This is a genomic window from Ekhidna sp. (genome assembly GCF_039960695.1).
Classification (GTDB): Bacteria; Bacteroidota; Bacteroidia; order Cytophagales; family Cyclobacteriaceae; genus Ekhidna.
This window is the reverse complement of record NZ_JBDVKP010000018.1, coordinates 451329-472705: the sequence shown is the minus strand read 5'-3', so window position 1 is coordinate 472705 and position 21377 is coordinate 451329. Positions and strand designations below refer to the sequence as shown.

The 21377-nt window shown below is 39.1% G+C and carries 21 protein-coding genes; 11 read left to right on the top strand and 10 right to left on the bottom strand.

The features are described 5' to 3' along the window. Nucleotides 1-43: 43 nt before the first annotated feature. Genes ABJG98_RS12205 through ABJG98_RS12195 form a run of 3 tightly spaced genes read right to left on the bottom strand, consistent with a single transcriptional unit; the run spans nt 44 to nt 2558 of the window. Complete coding sequence (locus ABJG98_RS12205) at nt 44-421, bottom strand: co-chaperone GroES family protein (protein ID WP_348279802.1); 378 nt, start codon at nt 419-421, stop codon at nt 44-46. Between the two features lie 25 nt (nt 422-446). Beyond that, a complete protein-coding gene (gene rmuC, locus ABJG98_RS12200; RefSeq protein ID WP_348279801.1) occupies nt 447-1796 on the bottom strand; it encodes a DNA recombination protein RmuC in 1350 nt (449 codons plus the stop codon). A gap of 45 nt (nt 1797-1841) precedes the next feature. Continuing rightward, complete coding sequence (locus ABJG98_RS12195; protein ID WP_348279800.1) at nt 1842-2558, bottom strand: pyridoxine 5'-phosphate synthase; 717 nt, start codon at nt 2556-2558, stop codon at nt 1842-1844. Between the two features lie 50 nt (nt 2559-2608). On the opposite strand from ABJG98_RS12195, the gene ABJG98_RS12190 reads away from it, so the two are divergent. The 10 genes from ABJG98_RS12190 (at nt 2609) to ABJG98_RS12145 (ending at nt 11730) form a co-directional block, all read left to right on the top strand. Beyond that, nucleotides 2609-3058, top strand: coding sequence for a GatB/YqeY domain-containing protein (locus ABJG98_RS12190; RefSeq protein WP_348279799.1), 450 nt, complete (start codon nt 2609-2611; stop codon nt 3056-3058). Continuing rightward, the gene (locus tag ABJG98_RS12185) at nt 3059-3610 is read left to right on the top strand and encodes a CvpA family protein (RefSeq protein ID WP_348279798.1); all 552 of its coding nucleotides are present in this window, start codon (nt 3059-3061) and stop codon (nt 3608-3610) included. 4 nt (nt 3611-3614) lie between these two features. Beyond that, a complete protein-coding gene (locus ABJG98_RS12180) occupies nt 3615-4277 on the top strand; it encodes a CBS domain-containing protein (protein ID WP_348279797.1) in 663 nt (220 codons plus the stop codon). A 5-nt stretch (nt 4278-4282) separates the two neighbouring features. Next, nucleotides 4283-5149, top strand: a complete 867-nt coding sequence (locus ABJG98_RS12175; RefSeq protein WP_348279796.1) for an NAD kinase — start codon at nt 4283-4285, stop codon at nt 5147-5149. Between the two features lie 155 nt (nt 5150-5304). Then, nucleotides 5305-6384, top strand: coding sequence for a hypothetical protein (locus tag ABJG98_RS12170; RefSeq protein WP_348279795.1), 1080 nt, complete (start codon nt 5305-5307; stop codon nt 6382-6384). Then, on the top strand, nt 6341-7078 hold the full coding sequence (locus ABJG98_RS12165; protein WP_348279794.1) for a DUF6089 family protein: 738 nt from the start codon (nt 6341-6343) through the stop codon (nt 7076-7078). Before ABJG98_RS12170 ends, ABJG98_RS12165 begins: the two co-directional genes overlap by 44 nt. A gap of 75 nt (nt 7079-7153) precedes the next feature. After that, entirely contained in the window at nt 7154-7882 is a 729-nt protein-coding gene (locus ABJG98_RS12160) for an isoprenyl transferase (RefSeq protein ID WP_348279793.1), read from the top strand. A 35-nt stretch (nt 7883-7917) separates the two neighbouring features. Beyond that, entirely contained in the window at nt 7918-10572 is a 2655-nt protein-coding gene (locus ABJG98_RS12155) for a POTRA domain-containing protein (RefSeq protein WP_348279792.1), read from the top strand. 25 nt (nt 10573-10597) lie between these two features. Next, entirely contained in the window at nt 10598-11131 is a 534-nt protein-coding gene (locus ABJG98_RS12150) for an OmpH family outer membrane protein (RefSeq protein WP_348279791.1), read from the top strand. A gap of 71 nt (nt 11132-11202) precedes the next feature. Beyond that, nucleotides 11203-11730 carry an OmpH family outer membrane protein gene (locus ABJG98_RS12145; protein ID WP_348279790.1) on the top strand — a complete coding sequence of 176 codons (528 nt, stop codon included), beginning with the start codon at nt 11203-11205 and terminating at the stop codon, nt 11728-11730. Nucleotides 11731-11781: 51 nt separating this feature from the next. Here the strand turns inward: ABJG98_RS12145 and chrA are convergent, their stop codons facing one another. The 6 genes from chrA to ABJG98_RS12115 are packed head-to-tail and all read right to left on the bottom strand — an operon-like array spanning nt 11782 to nt 17678. Then, nucleotides 11782-12963, bottom strand: coding sequence for a chromate efflux transporter (gene chrA, locus ABJG98_RS12140; protein ID WP_348279789.1), 1182 nt, complete (start codon nt 12961-12963; stop codon nt 11782-11784). A 3-nt stretch (nt 12964-12966) separates the two neighbouring features. Further along, nucleotides 12967-13929: a 2-oxoglutarate and iron-dependent oxygenase domain-containing protein gene (locus ABJG98_RS12135; protein ID WP_348279788.1), complete on the bottom strand. Its 963-nt coding sequence runs from the start codon at nt 13927-13929 to the stop codon at nt 12967-12969. Between the two features lie 46 nt (nt 13930-13975). Then, on the bottom strand, nt 13976-14653 hold the full coding sequence (gene recO, locus ABJG98_RS12130; RefSeq protein ID WP_348279787.1) for a DNA repair protein RecO: 678 nt from the start codon (nt 14651-14653) through the stop codon (nt 13976-13978). Continuing rightward, a complete protein-coding gene (locus ABJG98_RS12125; protein ID WP_348279786.1) occupies nt 14650-16818 on the bottom strand; it encodes a hypothetical protein in 2169 nt (722 codons plus the stop codon). The genes recO and ABJG98_RS12125 overlap by 4 nt, the downstream gene beginning before the upstream one ends. Beyond that, complete coding sequence (locus tag ABJG98_RS12120) at nt 16769-17356, bottom strand: thymidine kinase (RefSeq protein WP_348279785.1); 588 nt, start codon at nt 17354-17356, stop codon at nt 16769-16771. Before ABJG98_RS12120 ends, ABJG98_RS12125 begins: the two co-directional genes overlap by 50 nt. 1 nt (nt 17357) lies before the next feature. After that, a complete protein-coding gene (locus ABJG98_RS12115) occupies nt 17358-17678 on the bottom strand; it encodes a 2Fe-2S iron-sulfur cluster-binding protein (RefSeq protein WP_348279784.1) in 321 nt (106 codons plus the stop codon). A 17-nt stretch (nt 17679-17695) separates the two neighbouring features. Here ABJG98_RS12115 and ABJG98_RS12110 point away from each other — a divergent pair, with 17 nt between their 5' ends. Further along, nucleotides 17696-18976 carry a hypothetical protein gene (locus ABJG98_RS12110; RefSeq protein WP_348279783.1) on the top strand — a complete coding sequence of 427 codons (1281 nt, stop codon included), beginning with the start codon at nt 17696-17698 and terminating at the stop codon, nt 18974-18976. Nucleotides 18977-18988: 12 nt separating this feature from the next. Here the strand turns inward: ABJG98_RS12110 and ABJG98_RS12105 are convergent, their stop codons facing one another. Continuing rightward, nucleotides 18989-21211: a TonB-dependent receptor gene (locus ABJG98_RS12105; RefSeq protein WP_348279782.1), complete on the bottom strand. Its 2223-nt coding sequence runs from the start codon at nt 21209-21211 to the stop codon at nt 18989-18991. Nucleotides 21212-21377 lie beyond the last annotated feature (166 nt).

Below are 21377 nucleotides of genomic sequence, written 5' to 3'. Positions count from 1 at the left end.
ATTAACAGAATATTATGGTAGTTAATATGAATAAAATGAAATTCTAGCCAAATAAATCCTCTTCTCTCTCCAGCATGAGAATGGAGGTTTGAGGCACTATAAAATACTTTTGTCCATTATATTGTACCTCAAAAGCTCCTTTTTGCAAAAAAATTGCTAAATCACCTTCTTTCGCCTGTAATGGAATATACTTGATCTTTTCCTCCTCTGGTTTCCAGTTTTCCTCCTCAACAGAGTGTGGAATTGCATACCCGGGACCAGTTTTTACAATATAACCACTTTGAACTTTCTCCTTTTCATGTACACCTGGAGGTAAGTATATCCCAGTGGCTGTTTTCCCAGTTTCCTTCACAGGTTTTATTAGAACGCGATCTCCTACAACTATAATATTTTTCAGCTTGTTATCTGAAGTCAGCTCCATCTCAATAAGTTTTTAATAGCAAAAATCAAAAAAGCTCAGGTGAATCTTCATCGTCCCTTGCTCCCGCACGATGAAGTAGCTTATCGTCCATTGATTTAGTAGTTTTTGAGCCCAACTCTTTTAATCTCTCAGTTTTTCGAATCAAGTTGTCTTTTCCTTCTACTAGCTTATTCATGGCCTGTCCGTATTGTTGCTTTGACTTATCCAATGACTTTCCAACCTCAATAAGATCATCTACGAAAGCCTTAAATTTATCATATAAAGCTCCTCCTTGACGCGCAATCTCTAGTGCATTCCTGTTTTGATACTCATGTTTCCAGATGCTGGAGACTGTTCGAAGAGTTGCAACCAAAGTTGCCGGGCTTACAATAATGATGCTCTTCTCGTGTGCCTCATTGTAAAGCTCTCCACCATGCTGAACTAAAAGAGCAAAAGCTGACTCTATTGGCACGAACATCAATACATAATCTAAAGATCCACCATCAAAAAGCTGATGATAATTTTTCTCCGCGAGCCCTTTCACGTGTGCTTTCATCGATAAAATATGATCTTTTAGATACTGCTCCTTTTCAACTTCATCTTCAGTATTCATGTATTTCTCATAGGCTATAAGAGACATTTTGGCATCAATCACCAGGTTCTTATTGTCAGGTAATTTTATGATCACATCTGGTCGCAATCTCCTTCCTTCCTCAGAATGTAGTGTTTCTTGGATAAAATATTCTCGATCTTTCTCAAGACCTGATTTTTCCAAAATTCGCTCAAGGATAACCTCACCCCAATTTCCTTGCATTTTCACATCTCCTTTCAGCGCCTTAGTCAGATTTTCAGCTTCCTTAGTCATGCGATCATTGAGCTCGCGTAATCCGATAATTTGCTCTCTTAAAGCGGTACTTCTTTCAAGACTCTCTTTATTGGTTTGCTCTACCTTCTTTTCAAAATCTGTGAGCTTTTGGCCCAGTGGGTTAAGTAATTCATGAAGATTGGTTTTATTCTGATCAGTAAACTTCTTACTCTTCTCTTCAAAAATTTCGTTAGCCAAATTCTTAAATTCGGCAGTGAATTTTTCTTGAAGCTGCCCAAACTCATCTTTCTGTTCTTCTAATCGAACTTGAAGATTCTGATAGTTAGCTTTGAGCGTGGAGTTTTGATTATTCAGATGAAGAATTTCTTCCCGTTCCTTTCTTAGCTCATCATTGATCTGTTGTATCTCTTCACCAAGCTTTTTAGATCTTTCAAGTTCCAGTTTTAATTGAATCTTTAATTCTTCATTTTCTGGAACACTGGAATTGGTTTTTACTCTCAAAATCATCCATCCTATTGGCACTCCTATTGTCAATCCTACAACCAAAAAAACCAAACTTGAAAATTCCATTATTCAAAAATAATCATTTTACTAAAATGTTTAGCAAAAATCTTGTTAAAGGTCTAATTCCCGCAGATACATCTGAATCGTATTCTCTAGTCCAAAATACAGGGCATCACAAACCAGAGCATGTCCAATTGAGACCTCCTCAACAAATGGGATCTGTTCTTTAAAATATCTTAAATTTTTAAGGTCTAAATCATGCCCAGCATTCAACCCGAGTCCGATTTCGTGTGCGTGTTTTGCTGAAGATTTATAATCCTTGATCGCCTTTTCCCGATCTTTTAGATAAGATGACGCATACATTTCTGTATATAATTCTACTCTATCAGTGCCACATTTTTTTGCTCCATCCATTAGATAATTTTCAGGTTCAATGAATATTGAAGTGCGAACGCCCCAACTTTTTAACTGATTTATGATATCGGAAAGCTTGTCTTCATTTTTGATGGTATCCCATCCTGCATTGGAGGTGAGAACGTTTGGTGGATCAGGTACAAGTGTGGCTTGTGTCGGGCGCACATCTTCGATAATTCTCATGAATCGCTCATCAGGATATCCCTCAATATTAAACTCAGTAGTTACCACATCTTGTAAGTCATATACATCTTGCCTGGTAATATGCCTTTCATCCTGCCTCGGGTGCACAGTGATTCCCTGAGCACCAAATCGCTCGCAATCCCTTGCTACTTGAACCACATTGGGATTGCTGCCTCCTCTTGCATTTCGCAATGTGGCAATCTTGTTGATATTTACACTTAGTTGGGTCATAACACTAGAATGTTTTTCTTCGCAAAGTTGTTCAATTAAAAACAATAGAAATGAGTTTAAAATCAACAATCGAATCAGATATAAAGCAGGCCATGCTCAGCAAAGACAAAGATAGTCTGAGAGCATTGAGAGCAATAAAATCCCAAATTCTACTTGCAGAAACAGAAAAAGGTAGAGAAGGAGACCTCTCAGAAGAAGTAGAATTGAAGCTTTTGACAAAAGCTGCGAAGCAACGCAAAGACTCAATAGAAGTATTTGAACAGCAAGGGCGAAATGATTTGGCTGAAATTGAAAAATCAGAGTTGGCCGTAATTGAAAGTTATCTGCCAAAGCAACTCTCCGAAGATGAGATAGAAGGTGAGGTGAAAAAAGTTATTGAAGAAGTAGGGGCAGCTGGCCCTCAAGACATGAGCAAGGTGATGGGAGCCGCAACAAAAAGACTTGCTGGGAAGGCGGACGGTAAGGTGATATCTTCGTTAGCCAAAAAACTACTTAGTTAATTGGGCACATTTGATATTGTACTATTAGTTGTTTTAGGTTTTGGAGCTGTAAAAGGATATATGCATGGCTTCATTATAGAGTTGTTTTCGTTTATTGCTTTTTTTGTAGGGCTACTTTTGGCTCTTGAGCTAACTATTCCGGTAACTACAAATCTTTTTGGAGATAGTAACTATTTTGAAATAATAGCTGTTGCTGTTTTTATTATACTATTTATCCTATTAAGTCTCGCAATAAAAATGGGTGCCAAAGCCTTCAAAAAGGCTATTGATATGACCATTTTTGGCACTTTGGACAACGCTGCCGGAGCTGTGGCAGGACTACTTAAATGGGCTTTTATATTGAGCATCGTTTTTTGGGTTTTTGAATCCGTTGGATTTGATTTGGTCGAAACGTATGCAGACGATACATTGCTTTTCCCGTATATTGTAGGTATTGGGCCTACTGTCTTCGAATGGGTAGGTTATGTAATTCCATTCGTACAGGATCTAATAGATTCTATGGAGAATATGCCCAATGCAGCCACATATGTGACGCTAATTCAAGAAATTTAATTGCATGATAGCAGAACAGCTTATAAACTATATGATACCTCCACTGAAACCCAGTGACGACATTGCTCGCGCAAAACAGTGGATGGATGAATTTAGGGTGAAAGAGCTGCCGGTAGTTAAAGACAATAAACTACTGGGCTTTATTTCTGAAGATTTGCTTTATGATTCAGAAATTATGCGCCCAGAAGTTGGGGCTTACCCCTTAATCGGAGAATCATGCATCATTTCGGCCACTAGTCACTATTATGACATTCTGAAAGTTCAAAATGAGCATCAAATGGAAATGGTAGCAGTTGTTTCAAAGGAAGAATTCAAGGGAGTAGTTCTTATTTCTGATCTATTGAAGGAATTCTCAAAAACAGCAATAGTTAATTCTCAAGGAGCGATCGTCACTTTGCAAACAAGCCTAAACGACTATTCGCTCTCCGAAATTTCCCGTGTAGTAGAAATGAATGGATCTACCGTCCTTGGAGCCAATGTAAGACCAGATACAGATGATCCTTCGCTTATAGAAATTGTCTTGAGAATTAATCATCAGGATGTCAATCAAATAGCAACAGGTCTAACTAACAGCGGTTATAAAGTGACCTCTTCTTTTAATACAGAGGACAATTCCTTTGATGAAAAAGATCGTTATGGGATGCTTATGAAATTCTTAGACCCATGAGCTCAATGAACAAAATTGTCTTGCATGGCCTAGCGCTAGAAAAAGACTCTGAAAAATACCTCACCCAAATAATTGATCGACTAAATAGGGAGAGCGTTGAAATATGGTATACCTCCTTATTTCATTCCAGAAACACAGCTATACTAGGCAAAGTCAATAATATTACTGATAAAATCAGTTCAGATTTCGATTCCGTTTTTAGCTTGGGAGGTGATGGTACTTTTCTGGAATCCTTATTATGGGTTGGAGAAAGTGAAGTCCCGATACTAGGTGTAAATATGGGACGACTAGGCTTCCTTGCCTCAATTGCTAAAGAAGCAATAAAAGAATCTCTTTATCTACTATTCAAAGGCGAATATGAAGTAGAAAGTCGAGCTCTCCTTTCATTGGAGACCAATATGAAACTTTTCAATGCGAAGACCTATGCCTTAAATGAGTGCGCAATATTGAGAAAAGACTCGTCTGCCATGATAATGGTTAAATGTTACATCAATGGCCAATACCTAAATACCTATTGGGCAGATGGACTAATGGTAGCAACACCTACAGGGTCTACAGGATACTCGCTCAGTTGCGGTGGCCCCTTAATGATGCCTGATTCCAAAGATTTTGTGATTACTCCAGTGAGCCCACATAATTTAAATGTTCGACCGCTTATCGTTTCTGATGAATCTGAACTGACCTTTGAAATTGAAACTAGGAATAGAAGTTTTTTAATCTCACTTGACTCTCGATCTGAAACGATAGAAAATGATGTTAATATCACCATAAAGAAGGCACCGTTTCAAGCTAAACTAATCCGCATTGAAGGAATTAATTTTCCAGATACGATCCGAAATAAGCTAGGTTGGGGCTTTGATAAACGTAATTGATCGTTTTTTTGCTTCTTTTTTGGTGAATACTCTGTTTTTAAAGACGAAAAAGGGCATTCTTTCAGTAGTTTTAAACGTTTAGAATTAGCTATTTATCTAGAATTCACCACCTAGGAAGAATCAAATCTATATTTTTGTGTTTTAAAGAGTGAAATATGCAACTCAAAAGACTTTTAGTAATTATCCTTTCCATAGCCATGCTGGGGCTTGCGGATAATGCCGAAGCGCAACGAAATAAGTATAAAAAAAGACGGCAAACCAATAAAAAAGTCTCGCACTACAAAGGTGGAGTTAGAGGCTATGGTAGATTTGAGCCTTATTATTTTGTAGGTGCCAATATCAATGCTGGAAACTACTTCGGCGATTTAGCTCCAGTGAATAAAGCAGCAAGTACTGACGTATCATTTACCCGTCCAGGGTTTGGTTTGTATGGTGGATATAAATTTCACCACTCAATAGCTGTCACGGCAGGTCTCAACTGGGTTCGGGTTTTTGGTGATGACTTTACCTCTGATCCGACCGGAGAGAAGAGCTTTCCGAGATACGCTCGAAATTTGAGTTTCAGAAATGACATCAAGGAACTTCGAGTAGCTGTCCAGCTTTTTCTTTTACCAAATTATGGAGGCCCAAGTCAGCGGCTACCGTTCAATGCCTATTTATCTGTTGGCGCATCTGTGTTTCATCATGAACCCCAAGGAAAAGTTCCTGAAGCAGATTATCAAAGTGCCCAAGATGGATCAGTTGCAGCACCACAAGCAGGAGAATGGGTAAAGTTGAGGCCATTAGGAACAGAAGGACAAAACTTAGGGATTATTGAACCTTACAAATCAATTGAGTTTGCAATTCCTGTAGCTATTGGTGCTCAAATTAGAATACCAAATACTCAACTTACAGCTGGGCTAGAGTTAGGTTTCAGATATCTGTTTACAGATTATATCGATGATGTAAGTGGAAATTATGTAAGCCTTGATCAATTTACTGATCCTTTGGCGCGGATAATGTCAGATAGATCAACGGTTCCGTTTAGTTCTAAAGGAGAAGCAAGAGATTTGACCAATTTGAGAATAATTAATAATTCAGGTGTTCATAACTACTTCATTGAAGGTAATCTTGGTTCCGGAATTGATGGGTCAATAAGAGGTAATCCAGACGATAATGATATGATTTTCGTTACCCAAATAAAAGTGTCCTATGTCTTGGGTGGAACGACTAGAAAACGAGCAAAATACCGTTAAAATTTTGCGAAAATATTTCTGCATTCTCTTGGTCATAATTGGAACCAACTCCAACGCACAATTTATTGAATTCGGCGGAGGTATAGGTTCGATGAACTACTCAGGTGATCTAGTAAGAGGCTATAGTCTCAGTACTACATCTTTGGCCGGGACAGCATTCTATCGAATGAATTTTTCTGAAATCCTAACTGTAAAGTTGGCTCTTACTGTAGGCACAGTAAAGGGATCAGAAACTCCTATAGATGCCTTTGCTTTACAAAGGGATCATTCGTTTAACTCTACTATTCTTGAGATTTCATCAGTATTCGAATATCATTTTCTAGACTTTAAAACTGAAGGATCTAAGGTTAATTACTCGCCATACATATTCGGAGGTATTGGTTTTATCAATTTCAATGATGTTCCAGAAAATGAAGGTGTAGGGAAGATTCAACCTGTAATCCCTCTTGGTATTGGCTTTAAGTATCTCATTCAAAAAAAATATACAATTGGGCTTGAGGCTGGTGCAAGAAAAACATTCTTTGATTATCTGGATGGAATATCCGACGGTGATCAAACCATAAAAGATTATCAATATGGTAATCCAAAAGACAATGATTGGTACTTTTTTACTGGGCTTACTTTCAGTATTACACTCTTCAATGTGCCTTGTCCATTCCCCTACAGACCTAACCAATCAATTCTTTCTCGTTAATAGAAGTTAAATCATTGGTTTACATTCCCTTTAAGTAAAAAAAAGACCATTTTTGTAGCCTTTTTCAAAGTAGAATTGGAGGACCTAAGAAACCAGATAGCAAAAACCAACATTCCAGATCACATAGCAGTGATTATGGATGGTAATGGTAGATGGGCCAAGAAGCAAGGAGTGAAGCGAATTTTTGGCCATCAAAATGCTATTGAAGCTGTACGAAATGTTACTGAAGGTTCGGCTGAATTGGGTGTAAAATACTTGACTCTTTATGCCTTTTCTACGGAAAACTGGGACAGACCTAAATATGAAGTTGATGGACTTATGAGCCTTTTGGTAAACACCATTAAGGACGAAATGCCAACTCTTCAGAAAAATAATATTAGACTAGCCACTATCGGTGATACAAATGGATTGCCTGATGGTGCGAAAAAGAGATTATTAGAAGCCATTGAATCAACGAGTTCAAACTCAGGGATGCAGTTGATCCTGGCTCTTAATTACAGTGGCAAATGGGATTTAGTCAATGCTGTAAATAAAATTTTGGAAAAAAATGAAAGGCACATCGAACCTTCTGACATAGATATTCATCTATCCACAGTAGGTATTCCGAATCCTGATTTGTTGATTAGGACAAGTGGAGAGATGCGCATTAGTAATTTCTTACTTTGGCAGATGGCATATACTGAATTACATTTTACTGATGTACTTTGGCCCGATTTTAGAAAAAAAGATTTGTTCGAAGCTATTATTTCTTATCAGCATAGAGAAAGAAGGTTTGGGAAAACGAGTGATCAAGTGAACGCATAGCGAATATGCCTGGATTGGAAAGATTGATAACACAAATGAAAAAAATATTATTTCTGTTTTTGGCCCTTGTGGCGATTAGTGAGGTTAATTCTCAAGTTGTTTTCGGGCGAAATCAAACGAATCCTGCTGGTGGAGTTTCTATTAACTATTCCAGCCCTAAAGAATATGAAATTGCAGACATTGAAGTTAGAGGTGTTCAGTTTCTAGACAACAATGCGTTGATTTCGCTATCTGGCTTGCGTGTAGGAGATAAAATAAAGGTTCCAGGTGATGAAATTACCACAGCAATAAAAAAGCTATGGAAACAGGGCATCATTGGAAATGTCACAATTTTTGCTTCTAAAGTAGAGGGTGACAAGATTTGGTTGGTCATCGAATTGACTGAGCGACCAAGACTCACCAAATACATAATCGAAGGTGTCAACAAAACAAAGCAAGGTGAAATTGAGGATAAAATTGGCCTCATCAGAGGTAAAGTCCTAACTGATGTAGTCATAAAGAATACGGAAATAGCCGTTACTAAATATATGGAAAGTAAAGGCTACTTGAATGCGCAGGTTAATGTAGTTCAGCAAAATGATACTATCCTGCGAAATAGTGCCTATCTCAAGGTGAGCATAGATAAAGGACAAAAAGTCAAAATCAGAAACATTCGATTTGATGGAAATGATGAGTTCACTTCTGCTAAGCTTCGATCCAAATTCAAAGGAACAGGGATGGCGCCAAAATTCTCGTTGCCTACACAAATCATTGAAACAACGGCTAAGTTAGCATGGCCGCCAAATTTGATCAACTTTATTAAAGGCTCAAAAAAAGTATCTAAGGAAGAAGTAAGAGAATACATGGCCACTCATGTGAATCTGAATTTCTTCAAATCATCAAAATTTGTAAAAGATGATTACCAAGCTGATAAAGATGCGCTCATAAGCTTCTACAACTCTAAGGGCTTTCGAGATGCTGAAATTATAAAAGATACAGTCTATGATATATCTAATAAGTATATGAACATCGCGGTTACCATAGAAGAAGGTAGCAAGTATTACTTCAGAGATATTTCTTGGTCAGGTAATTACATATATACAGACGAGCAGTTGCAGCGAATTCTTGGCATCAAGAAAGGTGATATCTATGACCTGGATTTAGTAAACAAGAAATTGAACTTTAATCCGAATGGTGCAGATATTAGTTCATTATATATGGATGATGGTTATTTATTCTTCAGCATCAATCCAGTAGAAGTAGGCGTAAGTCAGGACTCAATCGATTTGGAATTAAGAATCTATGAAGGTGCCCAGGCGACCATTGATAAGGTAGTAATTAGTGGGAATGATAAAACAAATGATCATGTAATTCTTAGAGAGCTACGAACCAGACCTGGCGATAAATTTAGCAGAGCTGAGCTTATAAGGACTCAAAGAGAATTATCACAGCTGGGATACTTTGATCCAGAGCAGGTAAATCCAGTGCCAATCCCAGATCCGGTGAATGAAACAGTTGATATCGAGTGGCAGCTAGTTGAAAGATCTAATGACCAGATAGAACTCTCCGGAGGGTGGGGTGGAGCTTTTGGCTTTGTTGGTACGTTCGGGGTTACATTCAACAATTTCTCTGTTAGAAATATTACAAAACCAGAGCATTGGAGAGGGCTTCCTGTTGGTGATGGGCAAAGTCTTTCACTCAGATTCCAAGCCAATGGAAGAAACTTTCAAAGCTATTCGTTCAGCTTCGTAGAACCTTGGCTTGGTGGTAGAAAACCTAACTCATTTGGCTTGAGCTTCAGCAAATCAATTCAAAGATCAATCAATAGATTTACCAACGAAACATTAGGCTGGCTGAAAGTAACTGGCATTTCGGCTTCTCTTGGCCGACGAGTAAGATGGCCAGATGACTTCTTTACTGTTAGCACAGGTATTTCTTATCAACGCTATGACCTCTTCCAGTTTAATAGTAGGTCTCTTGGGTTCAGCACTGGAGACGCTAATAGCTTTACGTTCAATGCTACTTTCGCAAGAAACTCCATCAACCAGCCGATGTATCCACGAAATGGATCAAGTCTTTCATTAAGTGCTTCATTCACTCCACCATATTCATTGTGGAGAGATCTTGATTATGAAAATGCAACTGCCAGCGATCGCTATAAGTGGTTAGAATATCACAAATGGAATTTTGATAGCAAGTACTTCCTGACTTTAACTGGGAAACTTGTCTTGTCAGCCAGGGCGCACTTTGGTTACCTTGGAACATATACAAGCAAAACCGATGTGGGTCCATTTGAGCGATTCCAACTTGGTGGATCCGGTCTGACCGGACAAAATTTCTTGCTTGGAACAGATGTTGTTGGCTTGCGTGGTTACCCAGACAATTCCATTACACCGTTTGATGCGGAAAGTAATATTGAAGGAGGAACATTATTCAATAAGTATGTGATGGAATTGAGATATCCAATTTCACTGGCACAATCTGCCACAATCTATGCGCTCACTTTCGTTGAGGGTGGTAACAATTGGGATCGATTTGCGGAGTTTAATCCATACAACATAAAAAAATCTGCAGGTATAGGCCTTAGAATCTTCATGCCAGCGTTTGGACTAATGGGAATTGACTGGGCGTATGGATTCGACAGAGTTCCTGGATCATTTGATAATGCTGGTCCACAATTCCACTTCTCCATTGGACAACAGATACGCTAATGGATGTGTCTTAAATAAAAACGCTATGAAAAAGTTATCTCTACTGCTTTTTGGACTTTTTTTCGGGTCGATTACATTTGCGCAAAAATTTGGGTATGTAGATACACAATACATTCTGGAAAAGATGCCGGAGTATAAAGAAGCACAGGCTGAAATCGAAAAACTGGCAAAAGGATGGGAGAAGGAAATTCAGGAGCTTTATCAGCAGGTAGAAGCGATGGAAGTAGAACTCAAGGCAGAAGAAGTACTCTTAACCAAGGAAATGTGGGAAGAAAGGAATGCGGAGATCGAACGTAAATGGAAAGAGGTGAAAGAATATCAGCAATCCATTTTTGGATTTGACGGGCTTTACTTTTTAAAGAAAAAAGAATTAGTAAAGCCAGTTCAGGATCAGGTTTTTGAAGCTGTAGAGCGTGTTGCCAAAAATAGCCGTCTCCAGATTGTCTTTGATAAATCTGGGGATTTGGTCATGATTTACACCGATCCGATCCATGATTATACAGATTTCGTGCTTGAAGATCTTGGATTGGTAGAAAATCAGAGCGTAGATAATAATTGAGCACAAAAATTGAATCTTAACAAACCAACGGGCGAAAGCCCAACCTTAAAAACGAATAAAGTTAAATTGATATGAAAGTTAGAATTTTACTAAGTACTGCCCTTGCTGTGATAGGATTTGGAGTAATGGCGCAGTTGAAAATAGGCTATACAAATGTAGAGTACGTTTTGAGCCTTTTACCGGAAGCAAAACAAATTGAAAGTGAACTAGCTAGCTACGACAAGCAATTGTCTACCCAGTTGGAAGCAAAATATGCTGACTATCAGGCAAAAGTTGCTGACTATCAGCAAAATGCTCAATCATATACTGATGTAGTAAGAGCAGATAAAGAGAATGAAATAGGTAACCTTCAAAATTCCATTCAGCAGTTTGAGCAAAATGCGCAAAACTCTATGCTACAGAAGAGAAATCAGTTGCTACAGCCTGCTTTCGAAAAAATAGGTACAGCTATTGAGCAGATTTCAAAAGAAAACGGATATACGCATGTATTCAACATGACTGCAAGTGGGCAAAGTATCTTGCTTTATGCACGTGAAGAAGACAATGTGACTAACCTTGTTTTGAAGAAGTTGGGAATAAACCCTCCAGCAAACAAATAAGAAATATAGCGGATTGATTCAATGACCCTGTCGAGTTTCGGCAGGGTTTTTTTATGCGATCACAATTCCAAAAATCAGTCCCGCCAAAACGATCAATGGTGTAGGTATCTTGGTGAAATGCATCATCCCAACCGTACTAAATAGTAGGATATAATTGATTAGCTTTTGATCCATAGGCATGAATAAAAGAAAAGCTGCTGCAATCACCATTCCAGCACTGACGGCCGTTATGCCCTCTAAGGATGCTTTCACAATTCGATACTTCTTAAGCTGTTCCCAAAAACGGATAATAAAGAATATCAAAAATGTGCCCGGCAGAAAAATACCAGCTACAGCCATACTTGAACCTAGAAGCTGTCCACCTACACCATAATTTTTAGCCATAATGGCGCCTACATACCCACTAAATGAAAAGACAGGACCTGGAATGGCTTGTACAAAGCCATATCCAGAAATGAACTCTTGCGAAGTAAGGTATTCTTTAAACTCAACGAATTCAGTGTAAAGCAGTGGAACCAACACTTGACCTCCTCCAAAAATTAAGCTTCCATTACGGTAAAAATTCTCAAAAATCTTGATGGGCTGATATTGAGTAACTCCACCCAAAACAGCTGCTGCAACTAATACCGATATCCAAAGAATCAGATTTGACCAGTTGATACTAATCTTTTCTTTTTCTTCTATGGGTTGTCTTTTGTATTTCCATGTGGTGGCCAATCCTCCCAGGATGATTAAAGTAGGAAATGCATACGGTGATTTCAAAACATAGGACGCGATGGCTGAAAAGATCATCAGCCCAAAGCCAACTTTTGTGTTTACAACCTTAATAGCAATCTTATAAGACGAGTACGCAACTATTCCAACCGCTATTGGTTCAATAAATCGCAAGAAGTCCAAAGAAATCTTCATTGCTTCTGCTGAAGTGACAAAGATGGCAAATGCAGTCATTATAGAAACGGCTGGAAGTGCCCAAACGAACAACGTCAAATAGGCTAAGTTGGGGCCCCCAATTTTATACCCTAAGGCTGTTATAGTTTGAGTAGATGTTGGTCCGGGGAGTATCTGACATAATGCATATAGTTCGATCAGATCTTCTTCGGTGAGGTAGGCTCTCTTCGATACGAACAAATCCAAAAACATTCCAAAATGCCCCTGTGGACCTCCAAAAGCAGTCAATGACAACAACCAGACATCTTTAAGAAAAATTATATTTCGAACTCTTCGAATAGACATGTATTACGCTTTCAGTCCAATTTCCTTTAAACGTTCATCCAGAAACTCACCAGCTGTAATGTCTTCAAATGCTTTCGGGTGCTCTTCATCAATGCAGCTACCTAAGCAGGATAAGTCCATTTCTGAAACTGGATGCATAAAAAATGGAATTGAAAACCTGGAAGTGTGCATAAGTTCGCGAGGTGGATTTACAACTCGATGGATGGTAGACTTCAACATCCCATTGGTATGCCTTTCTAGCATATCGCCAACATTCACCACGATTTGATCAGGTAGCGCTGTAATTGGTATCCACTTTCCATCTCTTCGGAGCACTTGCAGTCCATCAGCACTAGCTCCCATCAAAAGTGTAATCAAGTTTATGTCTCCATGTTCAGCTGCACGAACCGCATCCGGGGGTAGCTCATCCGGGTTTTCAATGGGGAAGTAATGAATTGGGCGCAAAATACTGTTGCCTTCTTTTACTTTATCATCAAAATAATTCTCTGGAAGCTCCAGGTAGAGAGCGATAGCCTTAAGCATGCTTATGCCTGCTTGAAGTAATGTGAGATACGCCTCTGAGGTATATCTTTCGAGCTCTGGCACCTCACTCGGCCAGATATTGTCAGGATAGTCTTCTCGCTGATTTTTTTTTGGCTGACCAACATGAAAAAATTCTTTCAAATCTCCAGTATTTCTTCCCTTGGCTTTTTCACGTCCTTTACTGATATAGCCTCTCTGCCCTGCTAGCTCAGTCTTTTCATATCTCTGCTTTACATCATCGGACAGTCTAAAAAATTTCTCAACTGCTTCATATAAATTCTTCGTTAGCTCATCTGACAGGCCGTGATTTTTGATAGAAACAAAACCGATGTTGGTATAGGCCTCTCCAAGCGACTTAACAAAATTCTCTTTTTGTTCCGGTGTACCATTGGTGAAATCTGCCAGGTCTAGCGACGGAACTTTGTCGTAAAGTATATCAGCCATTGTCAAGATAGTTAGGTCTACAATTTAGTTCAGAATACAGTGGAAATCAATTCAAAATACTACGGAGTACCTCAAGTGATTTTGGCTTAGAAATATGTGCATGATGCTGGTAATATTCAAGAATGGTATCAAGCATAGTGCTTCTTGATTCTCTTGTCATCTTCACTTCATAACCATATGGCTCTTTCATTAGCGAATCCATGATTTCATGATTCTCATTTGTTGGCACTAATTTGTCTGTTGAGCTAAAGAGGTTGTCAATATCGTCGATGGCGTATCCCAGGAAGGGTCCCATTTTAAGCAAAAATTGTAAATGGAAGTTACCAACCCCTTTGACGATCTCATCAAACGCCTTTATGGATTCTTCTGCGAAGACGTACAACTCAGGGTTTGGAGATTGTTCCGATTGTAGCAATTTTGATACTACTTCTGTAAGAAAAAGCGTGATCGAACTTTTTATCAAATCCTGATGGATATTGTGCAGCGGGTAATGGCTTTTAAACTCAGAGATTCTCTGCAAATCTCGAGTTTCTTTTACATAGAGGACAAGGTCAAGAATCGTAAATGGCTGAAAGTGGCCAATACTTTTTTTCGATTTCTGGCTTCTTATTGAATTAACAATATAGGAGCCATAACCTCCTTCTTCGGTGAATATCCGAACGATGATCGAAGTATCTCCATACTTCATATAGCTGAGAACAATGCCTTTGGATTTGACGATCATCGCACCACAGCAATCTTTCCAACATAAGTTTCTTCCCCGTCTGAATCTGAGCTAAAAAACAGGTAAACGCCTGTGCTTATCTTTCCGCTATCTGCATCTGTTAAATCCCATGAGGCTGATCCTCCATTTGCATTTATCGTCTTTACAAGGTTGCCATTTATATCTGTCACTTTCACACTGGCATTTCTAGCAAGACCTGTAAGAGCTACCAATCCTTGATAATCGGGACGTACAGGATTTGGAAAAATAGTAACGTTTCTGTGGCCTCGCGTTCCAATGGAAGATGCACTTCGATATGAAACCATTCCTTTTGAGGTCAAAATGAACACTTCTCCATTGCTTCCATTATAGGCTAATTGAATAATCTTATTTGAAGGTAGTGGACTGTTTGCTTCATTAAAGACAGCCACCTGTTCAGAAGTATTTTCATCAAAGATCCAAAGTCCTTGATTTGTGCCGAACCAAATACGATTACCACCATCCGTCATCACAGCATTGATCTGCTCATTATCAAACAAGATTCGATTCTCAAATGTGGGCTGAATACCTTCTGAGTCTGAGAAGATAAATGAAGCATCGGAAAAAAATGCAGGCCCACGTGTTGTAGCCACCCAAGCATTGTCTTCAACACTTATATCTATGTCAATAAATGAAGATGGAAGACCATCAGAAGTGCTAATTTGATCTACCTGAATTTCTTCGGGATCTAATACAGTAATAATCCCAGAGGAAGCACCTAACCATCCAATTCCAGTTTCTGAAAGGTCAATTGTTAGATATTCATCTTCATTTAAAAAGGTTGAAGCATATGATGTCCATTCCAAAGATTCATCCATGATATGCATGGAATTATCATTTCGAAAAGATGATGCCCAAAGCCTTTCTCCACTTGCTAGCGCAGTAATTATGGTATCCAATTGGGATGAACTTGCTGGAATATTTTTAATCGTTGTGTTATTCAATTCATCATAAATTCCGTCCCCAATGGATGAAAAGTAAAAATTACCATTATACCTGGCGACATCCGAAACATTATTAAAAATCGGAATTGAAACCGCTTCCCATTTGCCTTCTGAAAATTTGGAGTACCCTTCAATCTGTGCAGAGCCATTATAAGAAAATGGTGATGGCGCATGAAATCCGTATAGCTCGTTTGCAATGACGCGGAAGTTGCTAAAAGAATCCGAGATGGGGCCGCTTGGGGAGAGCTGATCACCAGCTTGATTGATCAATCCTTGAACGCCATCAGCTAAGAACATTTCCCCTCCAATACTGGTGATATCATTTACTAATGAGGCTGAAGTAACCAAATTCGCAGTAAAACCACTTTCTTCTAACCGATAGATTGTACCGTTTGATGCTGTAAAAAGTTGACTATCCACATCGTAAAGACTCGTAGCTCCGGCGGGCAAATCAAACCCTGTGTCGATCCAGGTTCCACCTGATAGCCTTCTCAAATCAGTGCCCACAACCGAATATATTTCATTACCAATATGAATAAGGTTAGTGTAGGCTGAGGTAGATGGGTACCTTGTCCAATTCCCAAAGTCTAGTAGATTGGAATCTAACCTGCCAGATTGTATTCCTTCTGTCGTACGTATAAATAATGAATCATTTCGAAAAAGGATTTCGAAAACTTCTACTGAAATCCCGCCAGTACCGATTTGTACATAGTTTTCTATAATTGATGCGTCTGAAGAATTGACAACAATCACCCCAAGGTCTGTAGCAAGAAATGTCATTGATGGCCCAAAGACCATGTCATTGATGGATTTATCTCCTTCCAAGTTACTTTTTGCGATATCTGAAATGCTGAGCAAGTCATCTTCAAAAACAAAATCCAAATATCCTGATTCATAACCAATAACTAACATATTCAGATTCTGGTTGTACGCAAGTGCAGAAACTCCTACATCCGAAAGTCCATCTATTTTTGACAGTCTTCTTAGCGAACCATCGGACTTTTCTCTAGAGAAAAGTCCGATGGCTGTCGAGCAAAATATTTTATCTTCGGTGACTGCAAGATGCCGTGCATCATTGTAGCTAAAATGTGTACGCCACGTACCTACAGGGATGTTCTGCGTAAAGGCATTCCATCCAATGATGAGTGCCAGACTACTGAGCGCCAACCGCCTCAAAGAAGCATGATCTACAAAGTGCTTCATAAATATCCTTTTCACCTAAAACTATGGTTTGCTTCGATTTAGTACGTCGATGGGAATAAGATGCCACATTTCCACACTTCATACATACGGCATGAACTTTCGTGATGTACTCAGCTATAGACATCAATGCATCCATTGGTTTGAACGGAACGCCCTTAAAGTCCATATCTAAACCAGCTACAATGACACGCTTCCCTTGATTGGCCAGTTCATTTGCAACATTTACTATCTCTTCATCAAAAAATTGTGCCTCATCAATACCTACTACTTCGCAATTACCTGCTCTTAATAAAATGTCATTTGCAAAATTTACTGGTGTCGATGGAATAGTGGAGTCTTTATGGGAGACAATCTTAACCTTGTGATAGCGCTTATCAACAGCTGGCTTAAAAATTTCCACATGTTGATTAGCAAGCATTGCGCGATTCAAACGCCGAATCAGCTCCTCGGTCTTTCCAGAAAACATGGATCCACATACGACTTCAATCCAGCCTCCACGCCTGAGTGTACCTTTTCCAATATGAGGTTCTACAAACATTTTACTCCGAGTAAGTCAGATGAGGTAATTGAGTTTCTAGTGGCACCTCAATAGTCACATCTCCACCTAGAAATGTCTGACAGGTCAGGCGCTCATTCTCCCGCAATTTATTCAATTTCGAATAGTGCTCTTCTGCTTTTGTTCTGGGTGTTAGATGATCCATTCCAGTAATGATTTTTACTTTGCATGTGGTGCATCTTCCCTTGGCTCCACATGCGTGCATCCAGTCTGTCGCTGTAAGCAAAATATTCAGCAAACTTTCCCTTTTATCCTCACAATGAATAGATTTACTCTTTAGGTTAGCAATTACTACTGTAGGCATACCATCAATTTTCAAGAATGCAAAAGAAACTAAACGAAGACTTTATTGACGGCTATTGTGAGAAATTTGCATCGAAAGTGACCGCTGATTTTTTTAAAAGCGGAAAGGAAGTCATTACGGGTAAGGAAATTTTAAAGGTAACTCCATCTAAGCAGGTCAATTTTTTTGTAATAAAATTGCTTTTCAGGTATTGGCAAGAGGAAACCAAAAAACTTGAAAGCCCTTTTTTCAATTATAAGCATGACGAGGTACGTCAGGCCATGATTCAATTTATGAATGTGTTATCACAGCACATCGAAATCAATAAAGAAAAATTTGAAACACTTCTCAATCATGCAGTAAAAGACACGATCTATCTGGCTGCAATGCCTCAAGCATATGTTGAAATTGATTTAGATAGCAGAGGTGTTGAAAGCATCAGGGAAAAGTCCGTTGAAGGGACAGTGAAGTACCTCAAGATTCATAAAAAAGAAATTCAAAATTTTCTGTCAGACATGAAAGGGCTTACCATCGATGATGTAGTTGATGAATTGCCTGAAGAGTTTGATGATTTTGACACTACAGAAGCAGTTAATGCCGAATGTGAGTTGCTTACGACAATACTTCCAATAACTGCAGAAAAAATATTCTCAGATGATCCTGAAATGGATGAATTTGATGAGGATGACCTTTTTGAGCCTGGAGAAGAAGATTTGGTTGAAATGCGTCCAAAGGCCAAAAAGACAGCTCCAGATGCAAATGAAGAGACTGCCAACATCGAGATGAATGCGGAAGATGAGGCGATGATAGAGGAGGATATTGATGACATGAACGAGGCGGAACAGAAAGTGGAGCAGGTTAAAGAAGAATCTAAGCCGGAAACAAAAGAAGAGGAAGCTCCGACATCAGAAGCTCCGAAAGAAAAAGAAGAGCCTACGGAAGAAGAGGAAACCAAAAAAGAAATACGAACTCCTATATTGCTGGAAGATGAAGACAAAGAAGACGACTTTCCAGAAGAGACCATCAATAAGCAGTTTGAAAGCGAGGAGGAGACTGTGGCTGATCACCTGGGAAACTCGAAGAAGGAAAGTGGTATTCTTGAGCTAATCTCGCTCAACCATAGATACATGTTCATAAAAGAGCTTTTTCGAAACGACAAGCATGAATTCGAAAATGCACTCATCGAATTGGAAGACTATAGCTCTTTTGATGAGTCTGTCGAATTCCTTGTGCAGGGATATGCCAAACATAATGAATGGGACATGCAGTCTGATGAGGTGAAGGAGTTTTTGAAGGTGCTTTTTAGACGGTTTAGGTAATAATTGGAAACTCTAAAACTTAACTATCAATCCTGCCTTCAAAAAGAATGGAACTCCAGGTGTGAAATGAATTTCTGAAATCGATTCAGATTCTCCTGCTAGTCGAGATTCCGTTTCAAATTGCGCTTCTCTCCAGTTAACATTAAATAGGTTTTCAACTGCCAATGAAAAAGTCCAGTTAGAAATATCATATGCCAGATTTGCATCTGTAAGGAAGTAGCCTTTGGCTGTTATAGAATTATCCTCATTAGCAGCTCTGTCTTTGATGTATCTGTACCGTATACCTCCACTCAAATTTTTGCCTTTGTATGTAAGGCCTCCGACGCTTGTCAAAGTTGGTGCTAGCGGAATAAAATCTGATCCTTCAGGCTCATCTATAGCCACAGGATTTGCATAGTTTAAATTGGAATTGATAAACAGCTCATTTGTAAGCTGATAGTTGATGCCAACATCAAGACCCGTGCGCTTCGTCCTTCCGCTTGGTTCTACTATGCCCGCATCCCCTACATAAACAAACTCTTGCTCAAGGTACAATTCCCAATATGCTACATCGATAAACAGTCGCTTAATTGGTTGATATACAGTCCCCAAATCATACCCCCATGCAGCAGGAAGTGTGTTTTGACCTTGTTCCCTCAACACTACACGTGTGTCATTACTGTGGAATCCCTTCCCCGATTTGGCATAAAATTGCCACCTGTTTGAAGGGCTAAAGATCACATTCAGCTTTGGTGAAACAATGCTTTGCATGAAAGACTTCCTTTCATAATTAGTTGAAAGAAAATCCACTTCCTCAAAGCGAAACTGATCTATTCTAAGTCCCGCATTCACCATCCAATTGCCCGACTCCCATGTACCACCAGAAAATACGAAACCATTAAACTCATCAACATCTGCATGCGCAATTCGTTCCAGTGTTTCGCTCCTGTTTCGAGTGCGGGAAAGCTCTACTCCATTGATATCATTATACCGAAAACCGATCCCGCTTTCGATGGTAAGATCACCCGACAGCAACCGGGCACCGTGGTTATACGAAGTTTGAATGCCATAAATCGTCCGCGATTCCTTTTGCCTGATCTGGTCTCCGTTGACTGGATCGTCAAGAAAAAAGGTGAAGTTGGAATACAACTCGAAATCGTACTTTGAAACAAAGGCCTTGGTCTGCATAAAATTTCCATTGGAAAAGGAAGAAGTATAATCGATAAGAAAGTTTTGCCTGGTTGTTTCACCGCCTTCAGTGTCATCAATTGCACCAAAGCGTCCGATTTGACCAGACTCAACTGCCCGCACTGGAATTTGTCCAGAGGCATCCCATTTGCTTTGAAAGGTAGACGCCTGAATGGTCAGAAAATCATTCCCTATCTGCGCATTATATTTTCCAAACAAATTCAGTCGATTGAAATTTTGTGGGGATTCGAAAGGGCCATCTGACATTATAAATTCAGTGGCTATGTAAGCATCATGTGTCCCATCTCCATCTAACAAATCGATCATACTGACTGTGCGAAGTGTATTAAAATTTCCTGCTTCTACTTTCACATTGCTACTGCTAATCCGATCATACGTGCTAAAGTCAACATAGCCTGCTGTAGTGAAATTTCCTTTCTCAGCATAGTATGGACCTTTTCCAAAATCCAGGCCTTTCACAGTTTCTGGAATTAAAAAATGGAGATCTGCATAACCCTGGCCATGAGCATGTGAAACCATATTAACTGGAATGCCATCTGCTGAAATTTGAATATCTGTACCGTGATCAATATCAAAACCTCTTAAAAAGATCTGTTCCGCTTTGCCGCCACCAGCATGTTGTCCGATGAAAAGTCCTGGCACTTTCTGCAAGATTTGCTGCGATGAATTCACTGGATTCAATTTCAGGTCAACGTCTTTGATTTTATTTAAGGTGTTGATATCCGGTGTGATGGTTACTTGCGATAACTGCACAGGTGCAGGTTGAATGATAATATTCCAATTGGTCTCCTCAGATACAACAAACTGTATGCGCTCATAACCAACCATTGATATAAAGATAGAATCACCAATTGCAGTATTTGTGAGAGAGAAAGTACCTGCCACATTACTGTGTGAGTGAACCTCATTTGTAAGATTATAAACAGTTACAAACTCAACGGATTCACCTGAAGAGGCGTCTTTGATGTTGCCTGTGATGGTTTGAGAAAAAACCGGAAGGCCAAGAAGGTAAAAAAATAAGGAATAAATTTTATTCTGGACAATCATAAAATGTTAGATGCTGATTCAAGGTAATAATTGCACTAACATACGGATGAGCTACGATGATTGGATTTACAGAAGTGGATTGAATAGCTACTCCGATAAATATAAAAAATCCAAAAAGAATCAGTCTACGTAAGTTGAAATAGACCATAGTAATGGTCTATTTAAT